The following is a 20,388-nucleotide window of genomic DNA, read 5'->3' as shown; positions in this document are numbered from 1 at the left end:
AGCGCCCGCGGCCTCTCGTCCTCCCCGGCCGTCAGGCCTCGGCGTCGTCCGCGTCGCTCTCCGGACGGCGTCCCCGGAACCCGGTCGCGAGCACGTATGTCTCGGGCGATTCGGGGCGGGACGCGGGCGGCTTGACGTGGCGCACCTGGCGGAAGTCGCGGCGGAGGGCGGTGAGGAGCTCGCCCTCGGTGCCACCCTGGTAGACCTTGGCGAGGAAGGTCCCGCCGGGCGCGAGGGTGCGGCTCGCGAAGTCGTGCGCCAGCTCCGCAAGCCCGACGATCCTCAGGTGGTCGGTCGCGCGGTGCCCCGTCGTCTCGGGGGCGAGGTCGGAGAGGACGACGTCCGGCCGGCGCCCGGAGAGTGCCGCGATCAGGTTGTCCGGCGCGCTCTCCTCGTTGAAGTCCTGGTGCAGGATCGTCACGCCGTCGATGTGGTCCATCGGCAGGATGTCGATCGCGACGATGGGCTTCGCGGCGCTCGCGCGGACGCGCTCCGCCGCCACCTGGCTCCAGCCGCCCGGCGCCGCGCCGAGGTCGACGACCGTCCGCCCCGGCTTCAGGATGCCGAAGCGGTCGTCGATCTCGATGAGCTTGAAGGCGGCGCGCGAGCGGTAGCCGGCGGCCTTTGCCTTCTGCACGTACGGGTCGTTGAGCTGGCGCTGGATCCAGAGCGTGGACGACAGCTTCCTGCCGCGCGCGGTCTTCACCCGCTGGCTGAGTGTGCGTTCGCCGCCGCCTCCGCCGGAGCCGGGCCGCTTGCCACCCCCTTTGGCGGGTGGCCTCCTGTTGCCCGGCACTTCAGGCGAGCGTCGGTGCCGCGCCGATGACGGACACGCGGCTCCGGCGGGAGCGGTGTCGCGCCAGGCGGTCGTGTTCGATGAGCTCCATGAGCATCCCTTCGCGCAATCCCCGGTCCGCAACGCGCAGCCGTTCGCACGGCCAGCGCTGACGGATCGCTTCTAGGATGGCGCAGCCCGCGAGGACAAGGTCCGCCCTGTCCGCACCGATGCACGGATTGGCGACGCGCTCGTTGAAATCCATCGACAGGAGCTGGGCGATCAGCGTGTCGATCTGCTGGTGGTCGAGCCAGGTGCCGTCGACCTGGCGGCGGTCGTAGCGCTTGAGGCCGAGGAACAGTCCGGCGAGCGTGGTCACGGTGCCGGAGGTGCCGAGGAGGTGCACCTTGCCGCGGGCGACGGCCTCGGCGAGAACGCCGCGCGGGTCGATCCGGTCGAGCATCTGCCGCACGTCGGCGACCATGTCGGCGAAGACGGTCTCGTCGACCTCGGTGCCGCCGTGGCGCTCGGCGAGGGTGACGACGCCCACCGGGAGCGACGTCCACGCCCGGATGCAGCGCACCAGGGCTGTGCCGGAAAGGCGGTAGCGGCTGGTGAGGTCGATCCAGACGATCTCGGACGAGCCGCCGCCGATGTCGAACAGCAGCACGCCCTCGGCGTCGTCGGCGATGAGGGGGGCGCAGCCGGCGACGGCGAGGCGGGCCTCGGTCTCGCGGTCGACCACCTCGATGTCGAGGCCGGTCTCGGTACGCACGCGGTCGGTGAAGTCGCGCCCGTTGCGGGCGGAGCGGCAGGCCTCGGTGGCGACGAGGCGCGCGGAGGCGACGTCGGCGAGGTCCAGCTTGGCGGCGCACACCTTCAGCGCCTCGATGGCGCGCGACATCGCCGGCTCGGAGAGGACGCCGTCGCAGGAGAGGCGCTCGCCGAGGCGCACGATGCGGGAAAATCCGTCGACGACGCGGAACCCGGTGCCGCGCGCCTCCGCGATCAGGAGCCGGCAGTTGTTGGTCCCGAGGTCCAGCGCAGCATACCGGCGCGAGCGAGCCGCGTGGGATCGCTTCGTGACCGGAAAGGGGCGCCGGAAGCCGTTCCTCTCACCGTCGAAGCCGGTGATTCGGCCGGGGCGCTCACCCTGTTGCTCGCCTTGGACGCTCATAGTGGTCCCCCACCTAGCTCTCGCGGCTCTGTGCCTGGCCTCCTCCGGTCCGGTCCGAGTCATGTCGGGTCGTACCGGTATTTTGCCGGCTTGCAGCAGCGTAACAAGAACGCGACCGTTCGCAAATGCCTCCCATTTGAGCCGGCAAAATTGTTGCCGTGAAAATAGCCACCTGTGGACAGCCGTGCCCACTGTCGATCTCTTCGCCCCGACATTGCTCGCATCCGGCCCCGGTGCCGCACCGACCGCGTCGCGAGCCGGACGATCAGTGTATCCGGGCGCTGGTTCAGCAAACCTTGACTTTCGATGCCGGCGGCTGAAAAAATCCGCGGTGCGGAACGACATTCCGCTAAAATTCGGCACTGCCACAACTTTGAGCATCCGCCCGCAGAGGCGGAGGTAGCACCGACAATAAGGCGCCGCGAGCGTCGACCGACGGGAGGACTGATATGAATTTCCGCCTCAGTGCCGCAGTGTGCGCGCTGTTCCTGGCCACCTCCGCGAATGCGCAGGACCTCGATCTGCCGCGCCAGCTCGCCTGGACGGCCTATGACACGGGGTCGGCCGGCTACAACCAGGCGGTCGCCATCGGCGCGGCGCTGCAGGACGCAGCCGGCGTCAATCTCCGCGTGCTGCCCGGCAAGAACGACATCTCGCGCACCGAGCCGCTGCGGCGCGGCCGAGTCCAGTTCTCCGCGACCGGCGTCGGCGGCTCGTTCATGGCGCAGGAAGGCGTCTTCGAGTTTGGCGAGGCGAACTGGGGACCGCAGGCCGTGCGCGTCCTCGCGGCCAACAACGGCGGAGCGATCAACCTGTCCGTCGGCGTCGCCGGCGACGAGGGGATCAAGACCTACTCCGACCTCAAGGGCAAGCGCGTCGCCTGGGTCGTCGGCGCGCCGGCGCTCAACGTGAACGTCGAAGCCTACCTCGCCTACGGCGGCCTCGGCTGGGACGATGTCGAGAAGGTCGAGTTCGGCGGCTTCGGCGCAGCCTGGCGCGGGCTGATCGAGGACCAGGTCGACGCGGCATTCGCCTCCACCAACTCCGGCATGGCCTACGAGGCGGCGACCGGACCGCGGGGCCTCTTCTGGCCGCCCGTCGATCCCGACGACAAGGACGGGCTGAAACGGATGACCGGCATCGCGCCGTTCTTCACCCCGAACCTCGCCACCGTCGGCGCCGACATCGACGGCACGGACGGCTACCAGGGCGCCGGCTACGCCTACCCCGTCCTCACCGCGATGGCGGAGCAGGACGAGGACCTCGTCTACAACATGACGAAGGCGATGTTCGATCTCTACCCCGCCTACAAGGGCAAGGCGCCCGGCATCAACGGCTGGGCGCTCGAGTTCCAGAATTTCAACTGGGTGGTGCCCTACCACGACGGCGCGATCCGCTACTACAAGGAGGCCGGCGTCTGGAATGACGAGGCGCAGGCGCACAACGACAAGCTGGTCGCCCGCCAGGCCGCCCTCAAGAAGACCTGGGACGCGCTGAAGGCCGAGAACCCGAGCGACTGGGAAGCCGCCTGGGCCGAGACCCGGCGCAAGGCGCTCGCCGACGGCGACTTCGAGGTCTACTTCTGAGGACCGCCGCGCGCCCGGCCTCCGGCGCGGAGGCGGCCCGGCGCCGTCTCCGCCGCCCAGCCGCAGGTGCCGCCCCGCGACAGCCGGGCACGGCCTTTCGGAGTCCGGCAGGCACCGGGCGACACGACGGAGCGCTTCGGGCCTGCCCGAAGCGCTCGAGCCTCGCCACCAGCATCGTGAGACAGAAGCGTTGACCAACGCCACCCCAGCCGGCGACCGGCCGAGCCCGACCGTCTCCGGTCCGATCGACCCGACGGAGACCTTCCGCGGCGCCGCGCGCCTGACGATCCTCGTCATCACCCTCGCGGGCGTCGCGCTCGTGGTCTACCAGCTCTTCAACCTGGCCTTCCTCGGCGTCATCATCGAGGGCCGGTACCTCTATGCGCTCGGGACGCTCTTCCTCGCCGTCTCCTTCGTGGTCTTCCGCTGGGACGGCTACAAGGGCGGCAAGGTGTCCGCGCTCGACTGGGCGCTCGTCGCGGCGTCGCTCGCCACCGGCGGCTATCTCGTCGCGACGGCGGGGCAGAACCTCCTCGAGGCATGGGAGTTCGCGGCCCCACCGCTCGCCCAGTGGGTGGCGGTCGGATTTTTCCTGCTCGTCCTCGAGGCGACGCGGCGCGCCGGCGGCTGGGTGCTCTTCTGCATCGTCACGCTGTTCGCGTTCTACCCGACCTTCGCGAGCTGGGTGCCGGACCCGTTCTCGGGCTTCCAGAGCCCGCCGCTGGAGGCGATCTCCTACCACATCTACTCGTCCGAGAGCGCCTTCGGGATCCCGATGAAGGCGTTCGGCGGCCTCGTCATCGGCTTCATCCTGTTCGGCGCGGTGCTGCAGCGCACGGGCGGCGGGCAGTTCTTCAACGACCTCGCGATGGCCCTCGTCGGCCAGTACCGCGGCGGGGCCGCGAAGGTGTCGATCTTCGCGTCCGGCTTCATGGGCTCGATGTCGGGCTCGGTGATCTCCAACGTGCTCACCACCGGCGCCGTCTCGATCCCGGCGATGAAGAAGACGGGCTTCTCCGCCAACACCGCCGCCGCGACGGAAGCGTGCGCCTCGACCGGCGGCGTGCTGATGCCGCCGATCATGGGCGCGACCGCGTTCGTGATGGCCTCGTTCCTGTCGCGGCCCTACGTCGACATCGCGGTCGCGGCGGCGATCCCCTCGCTCCTCTTCTACTTCGGCCTGTTCACGCAGATCGACGCCTACTCCGCCCGGCGCGGCCTCTCGGGCATCCCGCGCCCGGATCTGCCCCGCCTCGCCAAGACGCTGCGCGAGGGCTGGCTCTATGTCGGCGTCTTCGCCGTCCTCATCCTCCTCATGCTGGTCTTCCGGATGGAGACGGCGGCGCCCTTCTACTCGACGCTGCTCCTCCTCGTGGTGAACCAGATCCTGCCGCAGCACCGCCTGTCGTGGACGGGGCTCAAGCACCTCGTCGTCGGTGTCGGGGCCGCGCTCGCCGAGCTGGTCGCGATCCTGCTCGGGGTCGGCCTCATCGTCGGCGCCTTCTCCGCGACGGGGCTCGCGGGCACGCTCGTCAACGAGCTGGTCTTCATCGCCGGCGACAACACCTTCGTCCTCCTCATCATGGGCGCGCTGACGGCGTTCGTCTTCGGCATGGGGATGACGGTGACGGCGTGCTACATCTTCCTCGCCGTGGTGCTCGCGCCGGCGCTGGAGCAGGGCGGGCTCAACATCCTCGCCGTGCACCTCTTCATCCTCTACTGGGGCATGGTGAGCTACATCACCCCGCCTGTGGCGCTCGGCGCCTACACCGCCGCCACCCTCGCCGGCGGCAACGCCATGAAGGCCGGGTTCGAGGCGATGCGCCTCGGCAGCGTCATCTACATCATCCCCTTCTTCTTCGTGCTCAACCCGGCGCTCATCGGCGAGGGCTCGTTCTTCGAAGTGGCGATCACGCTGGTGACGGCATTGATCGGCGTCGCCTTCATTTCCATGGCATTACAGGGATATGTCAGCTTCGCCGGCCCGCTCGCGGGTGTCGACGGCGCGGCGATGCGCGTGCTCCTCTTCATCGGCGGCCTGTTCTTCGCGGTGCCGGAGGTCGAGGGGCTGGGGCTCGGCCACATCCAGCTGTCGGCCATCGGTCTGGCGCTGTCCATATTGCCGATCCTGCGTGCGCGGCAGGCCGGCCAAGTCCGCCGGGCGGTCGCCTGATGACGACCGCCCGACGGCCAATGCGCGCGGCCGGCCCCCGCCGGCCCCACCTCCAACCGGACGATCGACCATGAGTGAAACCGCCGTCATCATCGAGCGCGAGGGCCCGGTCGGGCTCATAGGGTTCAACAATCCGCCGGTGAACGCCGCCTCCCACGCCCTGCGGCTCGGCCTCAAGAACGGCATCGAGACGTTCGCGGCGGACGACACGATCAAGGTGATCGCGCTCTACGGCATCGGCCGCTCGTTCGTGGCCGGCGCGGACATCCGCGAGTTCGGCAAGCCGCGCAAGGAACCCCTCCTCAACGGCCTCATCAACGAGATCGAGGCGCAGGAGAAGCCGGTCATCGCCGTGTGCCACGGCAACGCGCTCGGCGGCGGCCTCGAGCTCGCGCTCGGCTGCCACGCACGCATCGCCCTCCCCGGCCTCACCGTGGGCTTTCCCGAGGTGGACCTCGGCCTCATCCCGGGCGCGGGCGGCACCCAGCGGGCGCCGCGCCTCGTCGGCCTGTCCGCCGCGCTCGACCTCGTGCCGACCGGCAAGCGCATCAAGGCCGACGAAGCCGTCGCGCTCGGCCTCTTCGACCGGATCTCCGAGGGCGACCCGCGCGCGGTCGCCGTCGCCGCCGGCAACGACGTGGTGAACGGCACCCTGTGCACGCGCCGCACCTCCGACCTGAAGGTCGAGATCGACGAGGACCTCATCGAGTCCGCCAGGGTCCGGACGCTGCGCAAGGGCAAGCTCCTCGCCCCGCAGAAGGCGATCGACGCGGTCGCCGCCGCCGGCAAGCCGATCGCCGAAGGCCTCGCCGAGGAGGTGCGCCTCTTCCAGGAGTGCCTCGACAGCCCGCAGCGCGGCGCCCTCGTCCACGCCTTCTTCGTCGAACGCGCCGTCTCGAAGATCCCCGAGAAGGACGCCGCGCCGCGCGAGATCGCCTCGCTCGCCGTCATCGGCGGCGGCACGATGGGCTCCGGCATCACCACCGCCGCCCTCATCGCCGGGCTCCCGGTGCGCCTCATGGAGGTCAGCGACGAGGCGGTGGAGCGCGGCAGGGGGACCGTTCTGAAGAACCTCGGCGGCGCGCTGAAGCGCGGCAAGCTGACCCAGGAGAAGCATGACGCGGCCGTCGCGCGCCTCTCCACCACCACCGACATCGCCGAGCTCAAGGACGCCGACCTCGTCATCGAGGCGGTGTTCGAGGACATGGACGTCAAGAAGGACATCTTCCGCCGGCTCGACGCGGCGATGAAGGACGGCGCGATCCTCGCGTCCAACACGTCCTACCTCGACATCAACGCGATCGCCGCCGAGACCGGCCGCCCGGCGGACGTCCTCGGCCTCCACTTCTTCTCCCCCGCGCACATCATGCGCCTCCTCGAGATCGTGGTGGCCGACCGGACGGCGCCGGAGGTGGTTGCGACCGGCTTCGCTCTCGCCAAGCGACTCGGCAAGGTCGGCGTGCGGGCCGGCGTGTGCGACGGGTTCATCGGCAACCGCATCCTGTCGCACTACCGCAAGGTGGCCGACTACCTCGTCATGGACGGGGCGACGCCGCAGCAGATCGACAGGGCGCTGGAGGACTTCGGCTTCGCGATGGGCCCCTTCGCAGTGGCCGACCTCGCGGGCCTCGACATCGGCATGATGACGAGAAAGCGCCTCGCCCCGACCCGCTCCAACCGGGAGCGCTACATCCCCATCGCCGACCGCATCTGCGAGCGCGGCTGGTACGGGCGCAAGACCGGCCAGGGCTACTACCTCTACGGCGACCGCGAGGGGCCGAACCCGGCGGTGGCCGAGATCATCGAGCAGGAGCGGACGAACGCCGGCATCACGGCACGCGAGATCACCGACGAGGAGATCGTGACGCGCTACATGACCGCGATGATCGCCGAGGGGACGCGCGTCCTGGAGGACGGGATCGCGCTCCGGCCGGTCGACATCGATGCGGTCTTTCTCTTTGGCTACGGCTTCCCGCGCTTCCGCGGCGGGCCGATGTTCTACGCCGACACCATCGGCGCGAAGGAGCTGGTGCGACGCATCGAGACCTTCGCCGGGGAAGACGACTTCTTCTGGCGCGTGCCGCCGCTCCTCGCCCGGATGGCGCAGGAGGGCACCACGTTCGCCGACCTCAACGAAAGGGCTTGAGCGATGGACCTCTCCTTTACGCCCGAAGAGGAAGCCTTCCGCCAGGAGGTGCGCACCTTCCTCGCCGAGAAGCTGCCGAAGGACATCGCCGAGAAGGTGAAGACCGGCAAGTCGCTCACCAAGGACGATCACGAGCGCTGGCAGCGGGTCCTCGAGGAGCGCCACTGGTACGCCACGACCTGGCCGAAGGAGGCCGGCGGCCCCGGCTGGACCCCGGTCGAGCGGCACATCTTCGACGAGGAGATGGCGATGGCGCACGCCCCGCGCATCGTCTCCTTCGGCGTCCACATGCTGGGCCCGGTGCTGATGAAGTTCGGCAACGAGGCGCAGAAGTCCCGCTACCTGCCGCGCATCCTCAACCAGGACGACTGGTGGTGCCAGGGCTACTCCGAGCCGGGCGCGGGGTCGGACCTCGCCTCGCTCAAGACGCGGGCGGTGCGTGACGGCGACACGTACGTCATCAACGGCCAGAAGACCTGGACGACGCTCGGCCAGCACGCCGACCACATCTTCTGCCTGGTGCGCACCAACCCGGAGGTGAAGCCGCAGGAGGGGATCAGCTTCATCCTCGTCGACATGGCGACGCCCGGCATCGAGGTCCGGCCGATCAAGCTGATCGAGGGCGGGCACGAGGTGAACGAGGTGTTCTTCACCGACGTGCGCGTGCCGGCCGAGAACCTCGTCGGCGAGGAGAACAAGGGCTGGACCGTCGCCAAGTACCTGCTGACGCACGAGCGTACGGGGATCGCCGGCGTCGGCTTCTCCAACGAGGCGCTGGACCGCCTGAAGGGGCTCGCGCGGGAGCAGCGCCGCAACGGCAAGCGGCTGATCGACAACCCCCTCTTCGCCGCCCGCCTCTCCGAGATCGAGATCGACCTCGAGGCCATGAAGGTGACGAACCTGCGCCTCCTCTACGAGGCGCAGAAGAACGGCGCCCCCGGCCCCGAGACCTCGATGATGAAGATCAAGGGGACCGTCATCCGCCAGGCGCTCAACGACCTTTCGCGCCGGGCGCTCGGTCCGGCCGCCGCGCCCTTCCCGTCGGAGGATCTGGAGGGCAACGAGGCGCTGGTGGCGCCCGAGCACGCCCACGCGGCGGCGAGCTACTTCAACAACCGCAAGCTCTCGATCTTCGGCGGGTCGAACGAGATCCAGCGCAACATCCTCACCAAGACCGTCCTCGGACTCTGAGGGAGGGAGATCTGATGGACTTCGAGGTTTCCGACGACCGGCGGATGCTCGCCGACACCCTGTCGCGCTTCCTGTCGAGCGACTACGACATCGCGGCCCGCAACAAGGTCGCCTACGCGGCCCCCTACCACTCGCCCGAGAAGTGGGCCGCGCTGTGCGAGCTCGGGACGCTGATGGCGCTCGCGCCGGAGGAGAACGGCGGCTTCGGCGGCACCGGGTTCGACGTCACGACGGTGTTCCAGGAGCTCGGCCGCGCGCTGTGTCCCGAGCCCGTGCTGGCGCAGCTCATGGCGATCCGCCTGCTGATGGCCGCCGGCGAGGATCTGGAGGGCCCCCTCTCCGGCACGACGCGCTACGCCGTCGCGATCGGCGAGCTGTCCGCCCCCTATACGCTGGACCTCATCGAGACCGAGGCGTCGGGCGGCACGCTCACCGGGCGCAAGAGCGTCGTGTACGGCGCGCCGGGGGCCGACAGGATCCTCGTCGCGGCGATGGCGGGCGGCACGCTCGGCGTCTACGAGGTGGACGGGTCGGACGCGCGCGTCACCGCCTACGGGATGATCGACGGCGGGCCGGCGGGCGAGGTCTTCCTCGATGCGACACAAGCCCGCACCGTGCTCGCCGACGGCGCGGCCGCGCTGCAGGACGCGCTCGACTGGGGGACGCTCGCCCTCTGCGCCGAGGCGGTCGGGGCGATGGACTGGTCCTTCGCGACGCTCCTCGACTACCTCAGGACGCGCAAGCAGTTCGGCAAGCGCATCGGCGACTTCCAGGCCCTGCAGCACCGCGCAGTGGACGTCTCGATCGAGATCGAGCAGGCGCGGTCGATCACCATCCTCGCCGCGAGCCGGATGGGAACGCCCGAACAATCACGCACTTGCTCGATGGCGAAGAACCTCATCGGCCGGGCGGCGAAGCTGACCGCCGAGGAGACGATCCAGATGCACGGCGGCATCGCGATGACGTGGGAATACCCGCTGTCGCACTACGCCAAGCGGCTCACGATGCTCGACGCGCAGCTCGGCGACACGGACTTCCATCTGGAGCGTGTCATGGCTGCACACATGGCCGCTTAATCGGTCGGGCGCGGTTGCCCGGAGGGGGTAACCGCGCCATCCTACGCCGGACACCGAGTTCCGGCGCCGGTCGGGGGAGGATCCCATGCTGCCCATCCTGTACCAGGCTCGTATCGACAGCCCGCTCGGTCCGCTGCGCCTCGTCCACGACGACGAGAAGCGGATCCGGGCCCTCGATTTCGACGACTACGAAGGGCGGATGCTCCGCCTGCTGCGGCTGCATCTCGGCCGCGCGGGACATGAGTTCACGCTCATGGAGACGGCGCCCGACGCCGCCATCAAGGCCGCGTTCGACGCCTATTTCGCGGGCGAACTCAACGCGCTCGACGACCTGCCGACGAAGACCGGAGGCACCCCGTTCCAGCGCAACGTGTGGGCCGCGCTCCGGACGATTCCGGCCGGCCACACGATGAGCTACGGCGAACTCGCGGCGAAGATCGGCCAGACGAAGGCGGTGCGCGCCGTGGGCCTCGCCAACGGCGCCAACCCTATCGCGATCATCGTCCCCTGCCACCGCGTCATCGGCGCCAACTACTCGCTGACGGGGTACGGCGGCGGGCTGGAGCGCAAGCGCTGGCTCCTCGCCCACGAGGGCGTCCTCCTCGACACCGGGCCGCTCGCCCGTGTCGCCCGGCCGCCGGTGGGGATGCCCTACGCGCCGCCGGTCCGGTAACGGAACGTCCCGGACGCGCGGGCGCAGACCGTGCCCGCGCCGTCGAACACCGTCCCTTCCGCGAAATAGACGCGCCTGCCGCCACCGACGCGGCGGCCTTCCGCGACGAGCACGTCGCCGCTCGGCTGCGCCAGGTAGTTGGTCGTGAGCGACAGCGTCATCGCGAAGCGCCGGGTCTCGGGGTCGCCGGTGAAGCAGCCGGCATAGCCCATCACCGTGTCGAGCAGCACCGAGTAGAGGCCGCCGTGCGTGATGCCGTAGCGGTTGTGATGGATCGTGCGGATCGGCATGCGAAAGACCGCGAGGTCCTCGCTCCAGGCCACGAGCTCGTAGCCGAGATGCGCCTGTGCCGGATACGGCGCTTCCAACAGCGCCGGGTCGAGGTCGGGGTAGCTCATGAGGCGGCGGGACGGGCCGGCTGGCTGAGCACCTCGCACGACGACTTGAGCCGGTCGCCGTACTCCTCCGCGAGGCATTCCGGCGAGACGAGGAAGGACGGGCCGCCGACGTTGAGGCCGTAGATCCGGTCGCCGTTGAGCGAGATGATCGGCACCGCGATGCCGTTCACCTCCGGCCGCCAGTCGGCGAACGCGGTGCAGAAGCCGTGCTTCTGGTAGGACGTGACCGCGGCCTCGACGCCGGTCTCGATCTCGTGGATCCGGTCCGGCATCTCGCTCCTGGCGAGGAGGACGATGTGCTCGCGCTCCTGCTCGGGCATACCGGCGAGGATCGCGCGGCCGATCGCCGAGGAGAAGAGCGGCAGCCGCGCCCCGACGTTCATCGTCATCGACACCGTGTGCCGGGCCCGCGCGACGGCCATGTAGACCGCGCTGAGGCGGTGCCGCTCGGCGAGCGCCGCGGTGACGTGCGGGTTGGACCCCTCGTCCACCAGGCGGCGCAGCTCGGCCTGTGCGCGGTCGCCGATCTCCATCCCGGCGAGCACGCCGTAGCCGAGCGACAGGACGCCCGCGCTGAGGCGGTATGTGCCGGTCCGCTCCGAATGGGCGAGGTAGCCGAGGCGCCGGAGAGTGTAGGTCAGCCGCGTCACGGTCGGCTTCGGGAGCCCGGTGCGCGCGGCGATGTCCTGGTTCGTGAGGGTCGTCTCGTTCGGACGAAAACAGCGCAGGACGTCGAGGCCGCGGGCAAGCGCGGTCACGAAGCTGCGGTCGTTCTCATCGGTCGATTCGAGGTCGTCTGGTGCGGATGATGTCATGGTCACGAATTCTTCTTCGCGCCCAGCGGGGCTGGACGCAAGATGCTGATCGGGAAACCGGTATGCGGCGCATCAATCGAACTTATGCCTTGCACCGAAACCTTCTCCCGCGGGGGAAATCTATCCATACGACGCCGTCTCCATGCCCATCCTGGCGTAGACCGGGACCAGCGCGCCAACGGCGGCGGCCCGCTCCGGGTTCGAGGCGTTGCCGTCGATCCGGCGCTTTTCGATCCCCTGGAGGATCCCCGCCATCCGGAAGAAGCAGAACGCCATGTAGACGTTGAGGTGCGGCACGCCGGCGATGCCGGTGCGCCGGCAATAGGCCTCGACGAAGGCTTCGTCGGTGGGGATGCCGAGCGCCGCGCGGTCGACCCCGGCGAGGCCGCGCCCGGTCGATCCCGGCTCGAGGCGCCACTGCATCAGGATCGCGGCGAGGTCGGCGAACGGGTGGCCGAGCGTCGAAAGCTCCCAGTCGAGCACCGCGCGCACCCTCGGCCGGTCGGTGTGGAACAGCAGGTTGTCGAGGCGGAAGTCACCATGGACGAGGGTGCGGCGGTCGTCGTCCTCGGGAAGGTGCTCCTCCAGCCAGCCGATCAGCGTCTCCATGTCGTCGATGTGGCGCGTCTCGGAGGCGCGGTACTGCCTGGTCCAGCGGTCGAGCTGGCGCGCGAAGTAGTTGCCCGGACGGCCGTAGTCGGCGAGCCCGACCGCATCGACGTCGACGGAGTGGATGGCGGCGATCGTCTCGTTCATCGCGTCGAACACGGCGGCGCGCTCATCGCACGAGAGCTCGGGCGTGCGCGGATCGTCGAAGTGGCGCGCGGCGACATGCTCCATCACGTAGAACATCGAGCCGATGACGCTGTCGTCCTCGCACAGCGCGACCATCCGGGCGACCGGCACCGCGGTGTCGGCGAGCGCCTTCTGCACGCGGAACTCGCGGTCGACGGCGTGCGCGGACTTCAAGAGCGTACCCGGCGGCTTGCGGCGCAGGACGTAGGAGCCGCTCGGCGAGGTGAGCCTGAACGTCGGGTTGGACTGCCCGCCGGGGAACTTCTCCGCCGTCAGCGATCCCTGAAATCCGTCGACGGTTCGGGAGAGCCAGGATTCGACGGCGGTCACGTCGAAGGATGCGGCGGCGTTCGTCATGGGGCGGTCTTCATGGCGATGTGATCACATTATTCAACTATAGGTCAAGTACTCTGCGGTGGTCTCGGCGTCGATGTGCGGCGTTTCGTTGAAGGTGTGCAGGAAGCGGCGCGTCGGGGTGAACACGATCCGGGTCACGGCACAGTTCTTCATCTGAAGCTGAAGTTCGATCATCTTCTTGAGCGGCGTCTCCAGCAACGTCGCGACGACCAGCGCGATCGGCCCTCCCGAGGAGACCGCCATCACACTGTCCGCCCCGCTCGCCGTCATGGTGTCGACCGCGCCGAGGACACGCGCCTGGAAGTCGCCGAACCGCTCCGGAACGCCGTCGATCTCGTCGCGCTGCCACATGAGCACCGTCTCGCGCAGGTTGCGGAAGTGCGTCTTGCGGTCGTCGTGGAGCCCGGGCGGGCCCTCCTCGCCGTAGCGGGCGGTGAGGACGGCCCGGAAGTCGAACTCGTTGAGGCCCGGCAGGATGGCGGGCTCGGCGGTGACGCCGAGAGTCCCGGTCACGCCGTCCAGCGTCTCCCGGTGGCGGCGCATCTCGCCGCGAAAGACGGCGGCCGGGGTCGTGCCGTGCGCCTTGAGGGCGAGCCCGAGCGCAGCGGACTGGCGATGGCCGCGCTCGGAGAGGACGTCGTAGTCCGCCGCCCCGAACGAGGCCTGGGCGTGGCGGATGAGGATCAGTTCGGCCAACTACTCTGCTGCTTTCTGGTTGGTGTAGCGCTTCAGTTCGGCACGCGCGACCTGCCGGCGGTGGACGGCGTCCGGCCCGTCGGCGAAGCGCAGCGTCCGGAGCTTGTGGTACATCTGGTAGAGCGGGGTATCCTGGCTGATGCCGGTGGCGCCGTGGATCTGCATCGCCTCGTCGACGACCTTGCAGGCCATCAGCGGCGCGACGACCTTGATCTGGGAGATCCAGGGCTGCGCCTGACGGGTGCCGACGGTGTCCATCATGTACGCGGCCTTGAGGCAGAGCAGCCTCGCCATCTCGATCTCCATCCGGGCGTTGGCGATGATGTCGTAGTTGGCGCCAAGCTCCGCGATGGGTTTGCCGAAGGCCGTTCGGGAAACGGCACGGCGGCACATGAGTTCCAGCGCCTTCTCGGCCTGGCCGATGGCGCGCATGCAGTGGTGGATGCGGCCCGGGCCGAGCCGCCCCTGGGCGACCTCGAAGCCCCTCCCCTCGCCGAGGATGAGATCCTCCGCCGGCACCCGCACGTCCTTGAACTTCAGGTGCATGTGGCCGTGCGGCGCGTCGTCGTTGCCGAACACCTGCATCGGGCGGACCGTCTCGATCCCGGCCGCGTCGCGCGGGACGACGAACATGGAGTGGCGCGCGTGCTTGGGCCCGTCCGGGTCCGTCGCCGCCATCACGATCATCACCTTGCAGCGCGGGTCGCCGGCGCCCGAGGCCCAGTACTTCTCGCCGTTGAGGACGTAGTCGCCGCCGTCCCTGCGGGCTGAGAGGGCGATCTGCGTCGCGTCCGACGAGGCGACGCCCGGCTCGGTCATGACGTAGGCGGAGCGGATCTCGCCCTCGAGCAGGCGGGCGAGCCACTTCTGCCTGTGCGCGTCGGAGCCGTAGCGCTCGAACACTTCCATGTTGCCGGTGTCGGGCGCGGAGCAGTTGAAGACCTCGGCGGCGATGCCGACCTTGCCCATCTCTTCGGCGAGGTACGCGTACTCCACCGTCGTCAGGCCGTAGCCGCGCGAGGAGTCGGTGAGCCAGAAGTTCCACAGACCCCGCTCGCGCGCCGTCGCCTTCAGCGTCGCGAGGATCTCGTACTGCCGGTCGGTCATCTGGAAGCGGTCGCCGGAGGGGTGGCGACCGATCTCGGCATGATACTCGTGATCGAGCGGTGCGATCTCGTTCTCGACCATGTCGCGCACGCGCTCGACGAGCGGGGCGACGCGATCGCTCATTCCAAGGTTCATCGGGCGTTTCCCCTCACGTGTTCGGCGCGCCCTCATTCGGATGGGGCGTCGCTCGGTTCAGTCTGTCAGTCCCGGTCCGGTGCTCCGAGCGGGAAGTACGGGCGATAGGGCCGCGCGCCGTCGACGACGTGCGCGACCGATGGATGGGCGAGCAGGCGGGCGCGGTAGTCCCTCAGCGCCGCGCAGCCGGCCGGGATCTCGTGGACCCAGTCGGCGTAGAAGAGGGCCGGCGCGGCGGCGCAGTCGGCCATCGAGAACATGCCCGCGGCGGCGAAGGTCCGCCCCGCCAGCCACCGCTCGAGCCAGTCGTAGGCGCGCGACAGCGCGGCCTTCGCCTCGGCGACCCCGTGCGGGTCGCGGACCGCCGGATCGCGCAGCGCGTCGGCGACGATCCGCTGCATCGGTGCCGCGACGTAGTCGTCGAAGATGCCGTCCATCTGCCGCACCTCGATGGCCGCGAGCGGATCGGCCGGCACCAGCGGCGGCGCGTCGCCGAAGCGGTCGAGGTACTCGATGACGACGCTCGACTCGACCACCGTGCGCGCCCCGTCGACGAGGACCGGGAACTGGCCCGTCGGGGCCAGTCTCGCCAGCGCGGCGCCGTTCTCCGGGTGGTCGGGGTCGACCATCAGGAACTCGAACGGCACCGCGCGTTCGCGCAGCGCGATCAGCGGCTTCCAGACGAAGGCCGCGAACGGGTGGCCGTAGAGCTTGATCATCGAGCCATGCGCCTGCCGGGCCCCTACAGGACCTCGAAGAGACCCGCGGCGCCCATGCCGCCGCCGACGCACATGGTGCAGACGACGTACCGGGCGCCCCGGCGCTTGCCCTCGATCAGCGCGTGGCCGACCATGCGCGCGCCGGACATTCCGTAGGGATGGCCGATGGAGATCGCCCCGCCGTTGACGTTCAGCCTGTCGTTCGGGATCCCCAGCTTGTCGCGGCAGTAGAGGACCTGCACCGCGAACGCCTCGTTGAGCTCCCAGAGGTCGATGTCGTCCATTGTGAGGCCGTTCTTCGCCAGCAGCTTCGGCACGGCGAAGACCGGGCCGATGCCCATCTCGTCCGGCTCGCAGCCGGCGACGGCGATGCCGACGTAGCGGCCGAGCGGCGAGAGCCCGCGGCGTTCCGCCTCCTTCGCCTCCATCACCACCGCGGCGGATGCGCCGTCCGACAGCTGGGACGCGTTGCCGGCGGTGATCGTGATGCCGTCGACGATCTTCTGACCGTTGATCGGCACCGCCTTCAGCGAGGCGAGGCCGTCGAGGGTGGTCTGCGGGCGGTTGCCCTCGTCGCTGCGCAGCGTGATTTCCCGGTCGGAGACCGCCTTGGTCTCCTTGTCGACCACCTTCATGACCGCGGTCAGCGGCACGATCTCGTCGTCGAACCTGCCGGCGGCCTGGGCCTCGGCGGTCCGCTTCTGCGACTGGAGGGCGTATTCGTCCTGCGCCTCGCGGGAGACGCCGTAGCGCTGCGCCACCGTCTCGGCCGTCTCCAGCATCGACATGTAGAGGGACGGGAGGCGCTCCACGATCTCCGGATCGCGGGCGCGGAAGGTGTTCTGATGCTCGTTCTGGACCAGCGAGATCGACTCGAGGCCGCCGCCGACGACGATGTCCATGCTGTCGGCGATGACCTGCTTGGCGGCGGTGGCGATCGCCATCATGCCGGACGCGCACTGGCGGTCCATCGACATGCCGGCGACCGTGACGGGCATGCCCGCGGCCATCGCCACCTGGCGGCCGATGTTGTAGCCGGTCGAGCCCTGCTGGAGGGCCGCACCGATGATGCAGTCCTCGACCTCGGCGGCATCGACACCGGCGCGCTTCAGCGCCTCGGAGGCGGCGTGACCACCGAGGGCCTGCGCCTGCGTGTCATTGAACGCGCCGCGGTAGGCCTTGCCGATGGGCGTGCGGGCGGTGGAGACGATGACGGCTTCGCGCATGGATATCCTCTCAGGCGGTCTTGGACGTCGCCGCGCGGCGCAGTGCGATGGCGCGTTCGACGAAGGTGTTGGTTTGCGAGAATGCGTTGACGAAGGGCGCCGCACCCTCCGGATCGCGGATCGCCGCGGCCCGCGCCGCGACCTCCTCGGGCGTCAGCGACCCGGCGGGAAGCGTGATGCCGGGCGTCTCGGTGATGCGGATCTCGGTGAAGCAGCCGCCGCCGGCCCCCATGATCATCTTGGAGGGCGCGTCGTCCGAGACGAGCCACAGGACGCCGGGAGTTATGGTCGCGGGGTCGAGCACCTCGGCCGCCTCGGGCGAAAGGAGCTCGGCGGTCATCTGCGTCGTCGCGGTCGGGGCGAGGCAGTTGACGCGGATGCCGTAGCGCTCGCCCTCGATGGCGAGGACGTTCATGAGGCCGACCATCGCGGCCTTCGCGGCGCCGTAGTTGGCCTGACCGAAATTGCCGTAGAGCCCCGACGACGACGAGGTGAAGAGGACGCGCCCATAGCCCTGCTCGCGCATGATCGGCCAGGCGGCGTTGGTGACGTTGACCGAGCCGATGAGGTGCACGTCGAGGACGAGGCGCATGTCCTCCAGCGGCATCTTCGCGAACGACTTGTCGCGCAGGATACCGGCGTTGTTGACGACGATGTCCACCCTGCCCCACTCGGCGACAGCGCGCTCCATGGTCCGGTTGACCGCGGCGACGTCGGAGACGTCGGCCCCGCAGGGCATCGCCGTGCCGCCGGCAGCCCGGATCTCCTCGACCACGGGCATCGGGTCGGCGAAGTCGTTCACGATCACCCGGGCGCCGCGCTCGGCCAGTCCCAGCGCGTGGGCACGGCCGATGCCGGCGCCCGCCCCGGTGACGATCGCCACCCGGTCGTCGAAGCGGATCAAGGCGCCGGCCTCCGGCTTGCAGACGCATGCATTCCAAAACTCATCGCAGTCCTCGCTCACGGGCCACCTCGGCGGCGTGGTAGCCGTAGTCGCCCAGCCACTCCGCGCCGACGCGGGCACGCTTCATGTAAAACCCCATGTCGAGCGCGTCGGTCACGCCCACTCCGCCGTGAAGCTGCACGCCCTCCGACACAGCGAGCCGCGCCGTTGCGGTCGCGCGCGCCTTGGCGAGGGAGACCGCCAGCGTGGCGCGTTGGGGATCGGTATCCAGCATGCGCCCCGCGTTGACGATCGTCGACGCCGTCATCTCGATATCGCTCCACAGGTGCGCCGCACGGAACTGCAACGCCTGGAACGAGCCGATGGGTCGATCGAATTGCCTGCGCTCTTTCATGAACGCTATGGTTAAATGCAACGCGGCTGCCGACAAGCCCGTCATTTCGGCGGCGAGCGCGGCCTGACCCGCCCGCAGCGCCGGCGACAGGACCGAAAGCGCCTCGTCCTGCGCGCCGACGATGTCCGCCCCGGTCGCCTCGACGTCCTGAAAACGGATCGTCGCGCGGTCGAGCGAGTCGATGGACCGGCCCGGATCGGCGGCGATCCCGGCGCGGCCGCGCTCCAGGTCGAAGAGGGTGAGGCCGACGGCATCCCCCGGCGTGCCGGACGTCCGGGCGACGACGAGGATGCGTGCCGCGTTCGCCCCGTCGGCGACGAAGGTCTTGGTGCCGGTGAGGGAATAGCCGTTGCCGGAGCGCTCCGCCGTCATCCCGGTGGCGGCGGGGGCGAACTTGCGGCCCTCGTCGACGGCGACGGCGTAGGTCCTGCGCCCCGCGGCGATGGCGCCGAGCGCCTCCCCGGCGGCCGGACCGCCGGCCAGCCGGAGCGCCGTCGCGGCGATCACCGCGGTCGACAGGAACGGCGAGACGGCGAGCGTGCGGCCCATCTCCTCGGCGAGGATGCCCGCGGCGCGGTGGCCCATGTCGGCCCCGCCCGCAGCCTCGGGAACGAGGACGCCGGCCCAGCCCATCTCCACCATCCGCGCCCAGAGGTCCGGGTCGCCGGTGCGACCGTCGTCCCGCATGGCGCGCAGGCGCGACACCGGCGCGGCGTCGTCGAGGAAGCCGCGCGCCGCCTCGCGCAGCAGCGCCTCGTCGTCGGTCTCGGCGAGGCTCACTGCGGCAGCTCCAGAATCCGGCGGGAGATGATGGAGAGCATGATCTCCGAGGTGCCGCCCTCGATGGAGTTGGCCTTGGTGCGCAGCCAGTTGGCGGCGATCCCCTCGTCGCCCTCCCAGTCGGTCGCCTCGCTGCCGAGCGCCGACATGATGAGTTCCAGCCTGTCCTTGTTGATCTCGGTGCCGAGGTACTTGAGCATCGCCGAGGCGTCGCCGGTGCCGTGCCCGGCCTTCGCCTGATCGGCGTAGCGGTCGCAGGTGAGCGAGAAGGCGAGGCTGTCCACCTCGCACCGCATCGCCCCGGCGCGCAGCACCGGATCGTCCAGCGTGCCCGCGTCGTTGAGGATCTCGGCGAGGGAGCGGCCGGCGGCGAGCGTCTGCAGGAAGCCGCCGACGCCGGCGCGCTCGTGCGTCAGCAGGTACTTGGCAACGTCCCAGCCGCGGTTCACCTCGCCGACGACGTTGTCCTTGTGGGTGCGCGCATCGGTGAAGAAGGTCTCGCAGAAGGGTGAGCGGCCGGAGATGAGCTTGATCGGCCGCGTCTCGATCCCCGGCTGGTCCATGTCGACGAGGAGGAAGGAGATGCCGCGGTGCTTCGGCGCCTCCCGGTCGGTGCGCACGAGGCAGAAGATCATGTCGGACTGGTCGGCGCAGGACGTCCAGATCTTCTGCCCGTTGATCACCCACTCGTCGCCGTCGAGGACGCCGCGCGTCTGCAGGCTGGCGAGGTCAGACCCGGCGCCGGGCTCCGAATAGCCCTGGCACCAGCGGATCTCGCCGCGCACGATCCTCGGCAGGTGCTCACGCTTCTGGTCCTCGCGGCCGAAGGCGAGGAGCGCGGGGCCGAGCATCATGAGGCCGAAGGAGAACAGGGGCACGCGCGCGTGGATGCGGGCCATCTCCTCCCGCAGGACCTTGTCCTCCTCGCGCGTCAGACCGCCGCCGCCGTATTCGGCCGGCCAGCGCGGCGCGGTCCAGCCGCGTTGCGCCATCCGCTCCAGCCAGAGGCGCTGCGCGTCGGACTGGAACACGAAGTGGCGACCGCCCCAGCAGATGCTGTCATGGTCGGTGGCGCCGTCGCGCATCTCATCGGGGCAATTGGCGTCCAGCCATGCCGCCACGTCGGCGCGAAACTGCGCCAGTTCGGCGCTGTCCTCGGACATGTTTCGACCCTGTCGTTTCTGTTTTGCAGTGCAGAATAGCGTTTCGACAACGGGTTGACAACCCGAGGATTTCTCGGTTTTCTGGCGGCGGACGCCAGATCC

Annotated in this window: 18 protein-coding genes; 6 read left to right on the top strand and 12 right to left on the bottom strand. The window is 69.8% G+C overall.

Annotated elements, in window-relative coordinates:
* Positions 1 to 31: 31 nt before the first annotated feature.
* Both DLJ53_RS26360 and DLJ53_RS26355 read right to left on the bottom strand, forming a co-directional pair.
* A complete protein-coding gene (locus tag DLJ53_RS26360; RefSeq protein WP_404801167.1) occupies positions 32 to 706 on the bottom strand; it encodes an RlmE family RNA methyltransferase in 675 nt (224 codons plus the stop codon).
* Positions 707 to 797: 91 nt separating this feature from the next.
* Complete coding sequence (locus tag DLJ53_RS26355; RefSeq protein WP_244935168.1) at positions 798 to 1,952, bottom strand: Ppx/GppA phosphatase family protein; 1,155 nt, start codon at positions 1,950 to 1,952, stop codon at positions 798 to 800.
* 449 nt (positions 1,953 to 2,401) lie between these two features.
* Here DLJ53_RS26355 and DLJ53_RS26350 point away from each other — a divergent pair, with 449 nt between their 5' ends.
* From DLJ53_RS26350 to ogt, 6 genes are all read left to right on the top strand, one after another.
* Positions 2,402 to 3,538, top strand: coding sequence for a TAXI family TRAP transporter solute-binding subunit (locus DLJ53_RS26350; RefSeq protein ID WP_111351002.1), 1,137 nt, complete (start codon positions 2,402 to 2,404; stop codon positions 3,536 to 3,538).
* Positions 3,539 to 3,728: 190 nt separating this feature from the next.
* Positions 3,729 to 5,711 (top strand): TRAP transporter permease, encoded by a 1,983-nt coding sequence (locus DLJ53_RS26345; RefSeq protein ID WP_111351001.1) that lies wholly within the window; start codon positions 3,729 to 3,731, stop codon positions 5,709 to 5,711.
* Between the two features lie 70 nt (positions 5,712 to 5,781).
* The gene (locus tag DLJ53_RS26340; RefSeq protein WP_111350999.1) at positions 5,782 to 7,857 is read left to right on the top strand and encodes a 3-hydroxyacyl-CoA dehydrogenase NAD-binding domain-containing protein; all 2,076 of its coding nucleotides are present in this window, start codon (positions 5,782 to 5,784) and stop codon (positions 7,855 to 7,857) included.
* Between the two features lie 3 nt (positions 7,858 to 7,860).
* On the top strand, positions 7,861 to 9,048 hold the full coding sequence (locus tag DLJ53_RS26335; RefSeq protein WP_111350998.1) for an acyl-CoA dehydrogenase family protein: 1,188 nt from the start codon (positions 7,861 to 7,863) through the stop codon (positions 9,046 to 9,048).
* A 14-nt stretch (positions 9,049 to 9,062) separates the two neighbouring features.
* Complete coding sequence (locus tag DLJ53_RS26330; protein WP_111350996.1) at positions 9,063 to 10,124, top strand: acyl-CoA dehydrogenase family protein; 1,062 nt, start codon at positions 9,063 to 9,065, stop codon at positions 10,122 to 10,124.
* A gap of 85 nt (positions 10,125 to 10,209) precedes the next feature.
* A complete protein-coding gene (ogt, locus tag DLJ53_RS26325) occupies positions 10,210 to 10,797 on the top strand; it encodes a methylated-DNA--[protein]-cysteine S-methyltransferase (protein WP_111350995.1) in 588 nt (195 codons plus the stop codon).
* Here the strand turns inward: ogt and DLJ53_RS26320 are convergent.
* From DLJ53_RS26320 to DLJ53_RS26275, 10 genes are all read right to left on the bottom strand, one after another.
* Complete coding sequence (locus DLJ53_RS26320) at positions 10,776 to 11,195, bottom strand: PaaI family thioesterase (protein WP_111350993.1); 420 nt, start codon at positions 11,193 to 11,195, stop codon at positions 10,776 to 10,778. The genes ogt and DLJ53_RS26320 overlap by 22 nt on opposite strands.
* The gene (locus tag DLJ53_RS26315; protein ID WP_111350991.1) at positions 11,192 to 12,010 is read right to left on the bottom strand and encodes an IclR family transcriptional regulator; all 819 of its coding nucleotides are present in this window, start codon (positions 12,008 to 12,010) and stop codon (positions 11,192 to 11,194) included. Before DLJ53_RS26315 ends, DLJ53_RS26320 begins: the two co-directional genes overlap by 4 nt.
* Positions 12,011 to 12,130: 120 nt before the next feature.
* Complete coding sequence (locus DLJ53_RS26310) at positions 12,131 to 13,162, bottom strand: phosphotransferase family protein (RefSeq protein ID WP_111350989.1); 1,032 nt, start codon at positions 13,160 to 13,162, stop codon at positions 12,131 to 12,133.
* Between the two features lie 33 nt (positions 13,163 to 13,195).
* Positions 13,196 to 13,858 carry a histidine phosphatase family protein gene (locus DLJ53_RS26305; protein ID WP_111350987.1) on the bottom strand — a complete coding sequence of 221 codons (663 nt, stop codon included), beginning with the start codon at positions 13,856 to 13,858 and terminating at the stop codon, positions 13,196 to 13,198.
* Positions 13,859 to 15,100, bottom strand: coding sequence for an acyl-CoA dehydrogenase family protein (locus DLJ53_RS26300; RefSeq protein WP_111350986.1), 1,242 nt, complete (start codon positions 15,098 to 15,100; stop codon positions 13,859 to 13,861).
* Between the two features lie 65 nt (positions 15,101 to 15,165).
* Complete coding sequence (locus tag DLJ53_RS26295) at positions 15,166 to 15,819, bottom strand: glutathione S-transferase family protein (RefSeq protein WP_111350984.1); 654 nt, start codon at positions 15,817 to 15,819, stop codon at positions 15,166 to 15,168.
* Positions 15,820 to 15,842: 23 nt separating this feature from the next.
* The gene (locus DLJ53_RS26290; RefSeq protein WP_111350983.1) at positions 15,843 to 17,045 is read right to left on the bottom strand and encodes an acetyl-CoA C-acyltransferase; all 1,203 of its coding nucleotides are present in this window, start codon (positions 17,043 to 17,045) and stop codon (positions 15,843 to 15,845) included.
* Positions 17,046 to 17,055: 10 nt separating this feature from the next.
* Positions 17,056 to 17,949: an SDR family NAD(P)-dependent oxidoreductase gene (locus DLJ53_RS26285; protein WP_111351359.1), complete on the bottom strand. Its 894-nt coding sequence runs from the start codon at positions 17,947 to 17,949 to the stop codon at positions 17,056 to 17,058.
* 40 nt (positions 17,950 to 17,989) lie between these two features.
* Positions 17,990 to 19,123: an acyl-CoA dehydrogenase family protein gene (locus DLJ53_RS26280; RefSeq protein WP_244935167.1), complete on the bottom strand. Its 1,134-nt coding sequence runs from the start codon at positions 19,121 to 19,123 to the stop codon at positions 17,990 to 17,992.
* Positions 19,120 to 20,286 (bottom strand): acyl-CoA dehydrogenase family protein, encoded by a 1,167-nt coding sequence (locus tag DLJ53_RS26275; protein WP_111350981.1) that lies wholly within the window; start codon positions 20,284 to 20,286, stop codon positions 19,120 to 19,122. The genes DLJ53_RS26280 and DLJ53_RS26275 overlap by 4 nt, the downstream gene beginning before the upstream one ends.
* Positions 20,287 to 20,388 lie beyond the last annotated feature (102 nt).

This window comes from Acuticoccus sediminis (genome assembly GCF_003258595.1).
GTDB classification, from domain to species: domain Bacteria; phylum Pseudomonadota; class Alphaproteobacteria; order Rhizobiales; family Amorphaceae; genus Acuticoccus; species Acuticoccus sediminis.
This window is presented reverse-complemented; position numbering and strand designations above follow the sequence as displayed.

Excerpts from the sequence above, each read along its gene's own strand:
- DLJ53_RS26350 (WP_111351002.1), top strand. The coding sequence starts at position 2,402 with ATGAATTTCCGCCTCAGTGCCGCAGTGTGCGCGCTGTTCCTGGCCACC.
- DLJ53_RS26355 (WP_244935168.1), bottom strand. The coding sequence starts at position 1,952 with ATGAGCGTCCAAGGCGAGCAACAGGGTGAGCGCCCCGGCCGAATCACC.
- DLJ53_RS26330 (WP_111350996.1), top strand. The coding sequence starts at position 9,063 with ATGGACTTCGAGGTTTCCGACGACCGGCGGATGCTCGCCGACACCCTG.
- DLJ53_RS26290 (WP_111350983.1), bottom strand. The coding sequence starts at position 17,045 with ATGCGCGAAGCCGTCATCGTCTCCACCGCCCGCACGCCCATCGGCAAG.
- DLJ53_RS26300 (WP_111350986.1), bottom strand. The coding sequence starts at position 15,100 with ATGAACCTTGGAATGAGCGATCGCGTCGCCCCGCTCGTCGAGCGCGTG.
- DLJ53_RS26275 (WP_111350981.1), bottom strand. The coding sequence starts at position 20,286 with ATGTCCGAGGACAGCGCCGAACTGGCGCAGTTTCGCGCCGACGTGGCG.
- DLJ53_RS26295 (WP_111350984.1), bottom strand. The coding sequence starts at position 15,819 with ATGATCAAGCTCTACGGCCACCCGTTCGCGGCCTTCGTCTGGAAGCCG.
- ogt (WP_111350995.1), top strand. The coding sequence starts at position 10,210 with ATGCTGCCCATCCTGTACCAGGCTCGTATCGACAGCCCGCTCGGTCCG.
- DLJ53_RS26335 (WP_111350998.1), top strand. The coding sequence starts at position 7,861 with ATGGACCTCTCCTTTACGCCCGAAGAGGAAGCCTTCCGCCAGGAGGTG.
- DLJ53_RS26320 (WP_111350993.1), bottom strand. The coding sequence starts at position 11,195 with ATGAGCTACCCCGACCTCGACCCGGCGCTGTTGGAAGCGCCGTATCCG.
- DLJ53_RS26315 (WP_111350991.1), bottom strand. The coding sequence starts at position 12,010 with ATGACATCATCCGCACCAGACGACCTCGAATCGACCGATGAGAACGAC.
- DLJ53_RS26310 (WP_111350989.1), bottom strand. The coding sequence starts at position 13,162 with ATGACGAACGCCGCCGCATCCTTCGACGTGACCGCCGTCGAATCCTGG.
- DLJ53_RS26340 (WP_111350999.1), top strand. The coding sequence starts at position 5,782 with ATGAGTGAAACCGCCGTCATCATCGAGCGCGAGGGCCCGGTCGGGCTC.